8 protein-coding genes, 1 tRNA gene and 1 pseudogene are annotated in these 9,269 nt (G+C 65.9%); 6 read left to right on the forward strand and 4 right to left on the reverse strand.

From position 1 onward, the window contains the following. Positions 1-21: 21 nt before the first annotated feature. A complete protein-coding gene (locus tag VK792_RS14940) occupies positions 22-1,212 on the reverse strand; it encodes a cytochrome P450 (protein WP_326298461.1) in 1,191 nt (396 codons plus the stop codon). A 157-nt stretch (positions 1,213-1,369) separates the two neighbouring features. On the opposite strand from VK792_RS14940, the pseudogene VK792_RS19530 reads away from it, so the two are divergent. Then, a pseudogene (locus VK792_RS19530) lies at positions 1,370-2,140 on the forward strand (LysR family transcriptional regulator); the annotation flags it as partial. A gap of 128 nt (positions 2,141-2,268) precedes the next feature. On the opposite strand, the gene VK792_RS14950 reads toward VK792_RS19530, so the two are convergent. Further along, positions 2,269-2,352 (reverse strand) — tRNA-Leu (locus tag VK792_RS14950). Positions 2,353-2,470: 118 nt separating this feature from the next. Between VK792_RS14950 and VK792_RS14955 the strand changes: the two genes are divergently transcribed. Next, positions 2,471-3,049, forward strand: coding sequence for a YqaA family protein (locus tag VK792_RS14955; protein ID WP_326298465.1), 579 nt, complete (start codon positions 2,471-2,473; stop codon positions 3,047-3,049). Beyond that, positions 3,046-3,504, forward strand: a complete 459-nt coding sequence (locus VK792_RS14960) for a disulfide bond formation protein B (RefSeq protein WP_326298467.1) — start codon at positions 3,046-3,048, stop codon at positions 3,502-3,504. Before VK792_RS14955 ends, VK792_RS14960 begins: the two co-directional genes overlap by 4 nt. An 80-nt stretch (positions 3,505-3,584) precedes the next feature. Here VK792_RS14960 and VK792_RS14965 read toward each other — a convergent pair whose 3' ends face one another. Next, complete coding sequence (locus tag VK792_RS14965; protein WP_326298469.1) at positions 3,585-4,016, reverse strand: Lrp/AsnC family transcriptional regulator; 432 nt, start codon at positions 4,014-4,016, stop codon at positions 3,585-3,587. Between the two features lie 121 nt (positions 4,017-4,137). Between VK792_RS14965 and rocF the strand changes: the two genes are divergently transcribed. The 3 genes from rocF to VK792_RS14980 all read left to right on the forward strand — a co-directional run bounded on the left by rocF (position 4,138) and on the right by VK792_RS14980 (position 8,120). Further along, positions 4,138-5,061, forward strand: a complete 924-nt coding sequence (rocF, locus tag VK792_RS14970; RefSeq protein WP_326298471.1) for an arginase — start codon at positions 4,138-4,140, stop codon at positions 5,059-5,061. Positions 5,062-5,099: 38 nt separating this feature from the next. Then, complete coding sequence (ocd, locus tag VK792_RS14975) at positions 5,100-6,149, forward strand: ornithine cyclodeaminase (RefSeq protein WP_326298480.1); 1,050 nt, start codon at positions 5,100-5,102, stop codon at positions 6,147-6,149. 120 nt (positions 6,150-6,269) lie between these two features. Then, positions 6,270-8,120 (forward strand): ABC-F family ATP-binding cassette domain-containing protein, encoded by a 1,851-nt coding sequence (locus tag VK792_RS14980; RefSeq protein WP_326298473.1) that lies wholly within the window; start codon positions 6,270-6,272, stop codon positions 8,118-8,120. A gap of 81 nt (positions 8,121-8,201) precedes the next feature. Here the strand turns inward: VK792_RS14980 and VK792_RS14985 are convergent, their stop codons facing one another. Further along, positions 8,202-9,077, reverse strand: coding sequence for a DMT family transporter (locus tag VK792_RS14985; RefSeq protein ID WP_326298474.1), 876 nt, complete (start codon positions 9,075-9,077; stop codon positions 8,202-8,204). Positions 9,078-9,269 lie beyond the last annotated feature (192 nt).

Raw genomic sequence — 9,269 nt, forward strand, 5'->3', positions numbered from 1 at the left:
CCTGTTCTTAGCGCGTTAGTCTTAGTTCAGTGTGACCGGCAGGCTCAGCGGCCCGCGGAATCCGAAGCCCCAGAACTTCACCACCTCGGGGTCGGGCAGCGTCATGTTCGGGAACCGGTCGAACAGCATCGGCAGCATGATCTGCGCCAGCATCCGCCGGGCGATATGCGTGCCCTGGCAGAAATGCGGCCCGTTGCCAAAGGCCTGGTGCGGGGCCTTGGGCCGGAAGATGTTGAAGCTTTCGGGGTCGTCGTACAGGTCCTCATCCCGGCAGGCCGAGGCCTGGACCGTCATCACCACCTCGCCCTTGGCGATGGCGTGGCCGCGGATCTCGGTATCCTCCATCACCAGACGCGAACTGGCCTGGATCGGCGCAACCCAGCGCACCCCTTCCTCAAAGGCCGCGTCCCACAGCGCATCGCTCTTGCAGGCCGCCAGCTGGTCGGGGTTGGTGAACAGCCCGTAAAGAATGGTCAGCAGCGCGTCGCGCGGTTCGTTGATGCCCCCGCCGATGGCGATCTTGATGTTGGAATAGATCTGGCTTTTCGGGATCGGGTCGTCGGCATTGACCATGGCCGACAGCGCCGACTGATCCGGATCGGCCTTGGCGCGTTCGGCGCACGCATCGAACAGCGCGTCCATCTCGGCATTGGCCTTGTCGGATTTCTCGAACAGTTCCGGCACGCCGCCGAAATTCCCCGCCCCGTCGATCAGGGTCTGCGACCAGCGGATCATGTCGGCATCGCTGGCTTCGGGAATGCCCAGCAGGTGGGTCAGGCAGCGCGCGGCAAAGGGCGCGGCAAGGTCGGTGAACAGGTCCACCGTCTCGCCGCGCGGTAGGCGGCCGACGTACTCTTCCGCCACCTGCGTATACAGCGGTTGCCAGCACCCCTTGATGACCCGCGGTTTGAACGCCGGCGCCATGGCGTCGCGCTCGCGCTTGTGTTCGGCCCCGTCCTTGCGCATCAGCGTGTGCGCCAGAAAGGCGCGTTTCATCGGCGTCAACGGATCGTCCGAGGAAAACAGCTCCCAGTTTTCCTTGACGTGCTTGGTGTCGGCCGCCTTGGTCAGCATGATCCGCTTGATCGCCGGGATCCGTACCACCGGCGCCTCTGCCCGCAATCGGCGATACACGGCATAGGGATCGCTTTGCAGCTGCGGAATCTGGATCGACGTATCGACGGGCACTTCGGCCAGCGTTGCGGTCGTCATCTTGGCTCCTCCCAGACCAGTCATAACGGCGGAAAGGTAGCCAGTGGTTTGACATTGGTCCATCCGATGGATTTGATAATCCATATCAAGATTTTCGATAGGGATACCCATGTCCGATCCGTTCACGCTCGACTTCGCGGCGCTGCGCTGTTTCAAGATGGTACATGCACACGGTTCTTTTTCCCGCGCGGCAGAAGCGTTGGGGATCAGCCAGTCCAGCGTCAGCTACACCATCGCCCGGCTGCGCGAGGTTTTCGGCGACCCGCTTTTCGTACGGCAAGGCGGCGGGATCGTACCAACCGAACGCTGCGCTGAAATCGCGGCCCAGACCGCCCGGATGCTGGACGAATTCGAAGCGCTGGCCGCGCCCCGCGTGTTCGACCCGACCAGGGTCAGCCAGAACGTCGTGATCTCGTGCAACTATTATGAACGGGTGACGATCCTGCCGGAACTGATCAAGGGGCTCCGGCGCGACGCGCCGGGCCTGCGGCTGAACGTGATCCCAAGCCAGGTGCGCGGGCGCGACCAGCTGATCCGCGGCGAAAGCGACATGCTGATCGGCCCGATCCGGCTGGAAGAGGCGGGATATTACCGTCGCACCCTGTTTTCCGAGGATTACGTCTGCATCCTCGACCCCGCAAACCCGTTGGCAAACCGTCCGCTCAGCCTGGATGCCTATGCCGCCGCGCCGCAGGTGGTGGTGAACTATGGCGGCAGCTTCCGGTCGCGTTTCCTGATCGAGCTCGAGGCGCTGGGACGCCGCCCCAACACGGTGATCGAGGTGCCAAGCCCCGCCAACCTGCCGGCGATCCTGGCCGGAACCGACATGATCGCCACCGTCCCGCGCCGCATCGCCCGGGTGTTCGGCCCCGAGATTGCCGTCGTCCCCTGCCCCGTCCGCGCCGAGATCTCGATCGACCTGCAATGGACGCCCCGCACCCACGCCTCGGCCTTGCACGCTTGGTTGCGCGGGCGGATCGCCGACGCCGCGGCGCGGTTGCTGGGAAGGGACGACGCTTGTTCGAATGAAGCGGAAAGACCGGTGCATCCAGTCTTTGGTACCCAAGGCCGGACTCGAACCGGCACGCCCGAAGGCGGGGGATTTTGAATCCCCTGCGTCTACCATTCCGCCACTTGGGCACGCCCCGACGACATAGCGAAGCAGGCCGGACACGTCCAGATCAAATCGGCATGGCCACCACGCCTTGACCTGCCGTGTCCAGCGTGGTCTGTCGCCGCAAACGCGCGGAGGTCGTCGATGCTCAACAGCCTTTACACCCGGACCATGGCACTGGCCGATCACCCCCGCGCGCTTTGGGCGCTGGCGGCGGTCAGCTTCATCGAAAGCTCTGTCTTTCCGATCCCGCCCGATGTGCTGATGATCCCGATGGTGCTGGCCCAACCGCGCCGCGCCTGGCTGATCGCACTGGTGGCCACGGTGTTTTCGGTGCTGGGCGGCGTACTGGGCTATGCCATCGGTGCCTTCGCCTTCGACGCCATCGGCCAGCCGATCCTTTCCAGCCTGGGCAAGGCCGACGCCATGGCCGACTTCAACACCCGGTTCAACGATTTCGGCTTTCTCGCGGTGCTGACGGCGGGGCTCACGCCCTTCCCCTATAAGGTCATCACCATCATGTCGGGCTGGACAGGCATGCCCTTCCTCACCTTCATGGCGACCTCGGTTCTGGCGCGCGGTCTGCGGTTCTTCATCGTTGCCGGGCTCTTGCGCCGGTTCGGCACACCCATTCGTGATTTCATCGAGAAGCGGCTTGGCCTTGTCTTCACCGCCTTCGTCGTGATCTTGTTGGGCGGAGTTCTCCTGGTGCGCTACCTATGACCCGCAAGACCCTGATCCTGATCGCCGCGGGCGGCTCGGCCCTGCTGATGCTGGGCGCGCTCGGCTTCCAGTACATCGGCCAGATGCCGCCCTGCAAACTGTGCTACTGGCAACGCTACCCGCATATCGCCGCCATCGCCATCGGCCTTGTCGCACTGTGGCTGCCGGGCCGGCTGCTGCCCGGCGCCGGCGCACTGGCCGCGCTGACCACGGCCGGGATCGGGTTCTACCACACCGGGGTCGAACGCAAATGGTGGCTGGGCCCCGAAAGCTGTTCGTCGCAGCCGATCACCGGCCTGTCCACCGACGATCTTCTCAGCCAGATCATGACCGCCCCCGTGGTCCGCTGTGACGAGCCGCCCTTCGTCTTGCTGGGCCTGTCGATGGCCAGCTGGAACGTCGTCGCCTCGATGCTTCTGGCCCTGATCTGGCTGCAGGCCCTGCGCAAATCCTGATCTTCTTCTGGCGAAAAATATCCCAGGGGTGAGGCCGCAGGCCGAGGGGGCAGCGCCCCCTGCCCGCTTGCGGTCCCGCGCTACCCCGCCGGGCTTTTGCGCGTTGCCAGCAGCAGCGATGTCTCGCTGGTCGCCACCCCGTCCAGACGTCGGATCCGTGCCAGCACGCCGTCCAACGCCTCAAGCGAGCCGGTCCCGATCTCGGCGATCACGTCCCAGCGCCCGTTGGTGCTGTGCAGCGCACGCACCTCGGGCAGGCCGGTCAATTGCCGCAGGATCCGGTCCGTTCCGCGCCCTTCGATCCCGATCATCATCAGCGCCCGCACCGGGTCGCGGGCGACATCCGCCCGGGTGACGACAGAAAACCCAACGATATCGCCACGGGCGACCAGCCGGTCGATCCGGGCCCGCACCGTCGCCCGCGACAGGCCCAGCAGCCCTGCCAGGTCGGATACCGACGCCCGCGCGTCATGGCGCAGAGCGGCGATCAGCCTTTGGTCAATATCGTCCATTTTGATCAGTCCATATTATCACTACGCGAAATTTACGATCGAACCGATCATTCTGTCCAGTTCTGTCTTTCCCGGAATGACAGGTATATCTCGCGCAACGTTTTATGACAGGAGACCTGACATGACCCAATTCCGTATCCTGATGATCGGGGCCCCCGTCGACAGCGGCAAGACGCGTCCGGGTTGTCTCATGGGCCCCGACGCGTTTCGAAGCGCCCGCCTGCAAGGCGCGCTGGAGGACCTTGGGCACGAGGTGCGGGACCTGGGCAATGTCGTGCCCGACGCGGTCGACATCGCACCAAGGGACGGCCTGCACGCCCTGCCCGAAACCATCGGCTGGACCCAAAGCCTGTCGCGCACCGCCAAGGCGGCGATGGCAGACGGTTTGCCGATCTTCCTGGGCGGAGATCATAGCTTGTCGCTGGGTACTGTGCACGGCGTGGCCGCCCATGCCGCCGAGATCGGCAAGCCCTTGTTTGTGCTTTGGCTGGACGCGCATTCGGATTTCCACACGCCCCGCACCACGCAATCGGGCAATCTGCACGGCACCCCCATGGCCTACCTGACCGGTCGCGACGGGTTCGACGGCTTTCCGCCCGTACCGCACCCGGTGCCCGAAGCCAATGTCTGCCTGCTGGGCCTGCGGTCGGTCGACGGACCGGAACAAGAGATGCTGTCGCAGACCGCGATCCGCCGCCATGACATGCGCGAGATCGACGAATATGGCATCGCCACCCCGATCCGCGCCTTCCTGGCCGATGTGGCCGCAGCGGGGGGCATGCTGCATGTCTCGCTCGACGTGGATTTCCTTGATCCCGCCGTCGCCCCGGCTGTCGGCACCACCGTTCCCGGCGGCGCCACCGTGCGCGAGGCGCACCTGGTGATGGAGATGCTGCACGACAGCGGGCTGATGTGTTCGATGGACCTGGTCGAACTGAACCCGATGCTCGACGAACGCGGGCGCTCGGCGCAGGTCATGGTCGATCTGGCCGCTTCCGCCCTGGGCCGCCGGGTCTTTGACCGGCCCACCCCGCGCCTGCTGTAAGACATATCCTTCAAGCCTTGAGAAAGGTCCCTGACATGCTGATGCAACCGTCCCACAAGGCGCTTGTGCCCTTTGTTTCCGTCGATGCCATGATGGCGCTGATCCATCGCATCGGCTTGCGCCCGATGCTGCGCCGGATCGCCGACGCGATCGAGGCCGATTTCCTGCGCTGGGAGGAATTCGACAAGACGCCCCGCGTCGCGGCGCACTGCCCCGTGGGTGTGATCGAGCTGATGCCCACCGCCGATGACACGCTTTACGCGTTCAAATACGTCAACGGCCACCCCAAGAACACCCGCGACGGGCTGCAGACCGTCACGGCCTTTGGCCTGCTGGCAGACATGCACACCGGCTATCCGGTCTTGTTGTCGGAAATGACCCTGCTGACCGCGCTGCGCACGGCGGCGATGTCGGCGCTGGTCGCGCGCCACCTGGCGCCCAAGGGGGCAAAGGTCATGGCGATGATCGGCAATGGCGCGCAGGCGGAGTTCCAAAGCCTGGCCATGGCCGAACTTGTCGGCATCGAAGAGGTGCGCCTGTGGGACACCGACCCCGGCGCACGGGCGAAATGCGCCGGGAACCTGCGCGGCACCGGGCTGCGCGTGGTCACCTGCACCAGCGCCGAGGCGGCGATCCAGGGCGCGCAGGTCATCACCACCTGCACCGCCGACAAGCGCAACGCCACGATCCTGTCGGACAACATGGTGGGCGCAGGCGTGCATGTGAACGCGATCGGCGGCGACTGCCCCGGCAAGACCGAACTGGCGCCGGGGATCCTGACCCGGGGCCGGGTCTTCGTGGAATATCCGCCGCAGACGCGGATCGAAGGCGAGATCCAGCAGATGCCCGACGATTTCGCGGTGACCGAGCTGTGGCGGGTGTTTGCCGGTGCGCAAACCGGTCGGCGCGACGCGGGCGAGATCACGATCTTCGACAGCGTCGGCTTTGCCATCGAGGATTTCAGCGCCCTGCGCGTGGTGCGCGATGCGCTGGAGGAAACCGGGCTGGGCGACCGGCTGGACCTGCTGGCCGATCCCGACGATCCGCGCGACCTGTTCGGGATGCTGATGCGGGCGACCCCGGCCTGAGGCGCGCGCGACAGCGGCTTGAATGGGGGGCCAGCCCCCCATACCCCCCGGGATATTTCCGGCAAGATGAGGATGCAGGGGGTACTGGCGGCGCCGCCTGCGCTCTGATACCTGCGGGGCATGTTGAAGATCCGCGATATCTCTTTTTCGATCGAGGGGCGGCCCTTGTTCGAGGGCGCCAGCGCCACCATTCCCGATGGTCACAAGGTGGGGCTTGTCGGGCCCAACGGCGCGGGCAAGACCACGCTGTTCAAGCTGATCCGCGGCGATATGGTGCTGGACGGCGGCGAAATCGAGCTGCCGCAGCGGGCGCGGATCGGCGGGGTCGCGCAGGAAGCGCCGGCGTCGGACGTGTCGTTGATCGACACGGTGCTGGCCGCCGATACCGAGCGCGCGGCGCTGATGGCCGAGGCCGAGGTGGCGCAGGATCCGCACCGGATTGCCGAGATCCAGACCCGGCTGACCGATATCGACGCCTGGTCGGCGGAGGGGCGTGCCGCCTCGATCCTGCGGGGGCTGGGGTTTGACGAGGCGGCGCAACAGCGGCCCTGCGCGGATTTTTCCGGTGGCTGGCGGATGCGCGTGGCGCTGGCGGGTGTGCTGTTCGCGCGGCCCGACCTGTTGCTGCTGGACGAACCGACCAACTACCTGGACCTGGAAGGGGCGCTGTGGCTGGAAAGCTATATCGCGCGCTATCCGCATACGGTCATCATCATCAGCCACGACCGGGGGCTGCTGAACCGGGCCGTCGGGGGAATCCTGCACCTGGAAGACCGGCAGCTGACGTTTTATTCCGGGACCTACGACCAGTTTGCCCGCGCGCGGGCGGAGAAGCGGGCGCAGGCCAGTGCCACGGCCAAGAAACAGGCCGCACGCAAGGCGCATCTGCAAAGCTTCGTCGACCGGTTCCGCGCCAAGGCCAGCAAGGCCAAGCAGGCCCAGGCCCGGCTGAAGATGATCGAGCGCATGGACATGGTGGCCGCGCCCGAGGACGCCGCCAAACGGGTCTTCACCTTTCCGCAGCCCGACGGGCTGTCGCCGCCGATCCTGCGGCTGGAGGACGGCGCGGTGGGCTATGGCGACACGGTTGTGCTGCGCCAGTTGAACCTGCGCATCGACCAAGACGACCGGATCGCGCTGCTGGGGCGCAACGGCCAGGGCAAATCGACCCTGTCGAAACTGCTGGCCGACCGGCTGGGGCTGATGGCGGGGGCGGTCACGCGGTCGTCGAAACTGCGGATCGGGTATTTCGCGCAGCACCAGGTGGACGAACTGCACCTGGACGAAACCCCGATCCAGCACATCGCCCGGTTGCGGCCGGACGAGGCGCCGTCGCGGCTCAGGGCGCGGCTGGCGGGGTTCGGGCTGCACGCGGCGCAGGCGGAGACCGAGGTCGGGCGGCTGTCGGGCGGGCAGAAGGCGCGGCTGTCGCTGCTGCTGGCAACGATCGACGCGCCACACATGCTGATCCTTGACGAGCCGACCAACCACCTCGACATCGAAAGCCGCGAGGCGCTGGTCGAGGCACTGTCGGCCTATGAGGGCGCGGTGATCCTGGTCAGCCACGACATGCATCTTCTGGGCATGGTGGCGGATCGGCTGTGGCTGGTCGATGGCGGGCGGGTGACGCCTTATGACGACGATCTGGACGCCTATCGTGCGATGTTGCTGAAACAGGAATCGACGGCAAAGCCCAAGGCCGAAAAGCCAAGGCCGAAACGTCCGGGGCGCGATGAGTTGCTGGCGCTGCGGGCCGAGGTACGGCGCTGCGAGGAACGGGTTGAAAAGATCGCCGGGATGCATGCGAAAGTGTCCGAACGCATGGCCGATCCGGCGCTTTACGAGGATGCCAGGGCGGCGGAACTGGCGGAGTGGAACCGCAAGTTCGCCGAGATCGAAGACGGTCTGGCGCGGGCGGAGGCGCTGTGGATGGCGGCGCTGGAACGGCTGGAGATGGCGGAACGGGGGTAACGGTTTGCCCTGCGGGGCACAGGGAGGCTCTGCCCCCACCCACGAGGTATTTGTGAAGCAAAAGACAGGGATGCGCGGGACTTACGACCGGCGGATCACCACGATCAGGGCGGCGGCGGTGATCAGGGCAGCGCCCAGAAGTTCGAAGAGCCCCGGTACGGTGGCGAAAAGCACAAGGTCGAACCCAAGCGCCCAGATCATCGCGGTGTAGTCAAACGGGGCCAGCACGCTGACCGGCGCACGAGACACCGATTCTGTCATGGCGATCTGGCCGATCCCGCCCAGCACGCCTGCACCGATCAGAAGGCCATATTGCGGCACGGTTGGCGCAACCCAGCCCATCGGCAAGGTGCAGAGCCCTACCATGGTTGCTGTTATCGAGAAATAGAACGCAATGCCCGCGGCGCTTTCGGTCAGGGTCAGCGCCTTGATATGAACCCGGACAACGGAAGAGGTGAGCGCGAAGGCCAGCCCCGCCATGACCCCGATCAAGGCACCGCTGCCCGGCAGGCTGAGTGCATCCCAAAGGATCGCCACCACGCCAGCAAAGCCCAGCAGGACCGAGAGCATTAGCGTGCCGGTGATCCGTTCGCGCAGCGCGAAGGCCGCCATCGGCAGGGTCAACACCGGGGCGAGGAACGACAGCGCCTGCGCGGTCGCTACCGGCAGGTAGACCAGCGCGGTGAAGGACAGAAACATCGATGCCGTGCCGAAGATCGACCGGGCCAGGTGCCCCAGCGGACGGCGTGTGCGCAGACCTGCGGGGAACTGGTGGCGGGCGGCCATGTAGAGCACGATCACCCCCAGCGCCACGATGGAGCGCCAGAAGACCACTTGCCCCAGCGGCACGGCGCCGTCCAGCGCGTGCACCGCGGCAGCAAGTGCGGTGAACAGGAAAGCGGCGAAAAGCCGGAGCACGAAACCGTTGAGGCGGTTTTCCTGCGGCGGAGTGACCATCAGCGGCGACCCCGAAGGATCGGGACGCCCCGGGGCGCGGGGCAGGACACGCCGGGGGTACGCGGAGCGGTCGTTGCGGTCATTGTCCTGCTCATGCCAGGGAAATTGGCGCCACACTAGTGGATTGATCGCGACAAACGAGTCCGAATTGGGATTCCCATTTGGTGCTGGCCGTGCGAGTCATGCTGATGC

It is taken from the genome of Mesobacterium hydrothermale (assembly GCF_035818635.1).
GTDB classification, from domain to species: domain Bacteria; phylum Pseudomonadota; class Alphaproteobacteria; order Rhodobacterales; family Rhodobacteraceae; genus Mesobacterium_A; species Mesobacterium_A hydrothermale.

What these genes read in the sequence shown, in the direction of transcription:
- VK792_RS14955 (WP_326298465.1), top strand. Translation starts at nt 2,471, where the DNA reads ATGCTCAACAGCCTTTACACCCGGACCATGGCACTGGCCGATCACCCC.
- rocF (WP_326298471.1), top strand. Translation starts at nt 4,138, where the DNA reads ATGACCCAATTCCGTATCCTGATGATCGGGGCCCCCGTCGACAGCGGC.
- VK792_RS14980 (WP_326298473.1), top strand. Translation starts at nt 6,270, where the DNA reads ATGTTGAAGATCCGCGATATCTCTTTTTCGATCGAGGGGCGGCCCTTG.
- VK792_RS14965 (WP_326298469.1), bottom strand. Translation starts at nt 4,016, where the DNA reads ATGGACGATATTGACCAAAGGCTGATCGCCGCTCTGCGCCATGACGCG.
- VK792_RS14960 (WP_326298467.1), top strand. Translation starts at nt 3,046, where the DNA reads ATGACCCGCAAGACCCTGATCCTGATCGCCGCGGGCGGCTCGGCCCTG.
- VK792_RS14940 (WP_326298461.1), bottom strand. Translation starts at nt 1,212, where the DNA reads ATGACGACCGCAACGCTGGCCGAAGTGCCCGTCGATACGTCGATCCAG.
- VK792_RS14985 (WP_326298474.1), bottom strand. Translation starts at nt 9,077, where the DNA reads ATGGTCACTCCGCCGCAGGAAAACCGCCTCAACGGTTTCGTGCTCCGG.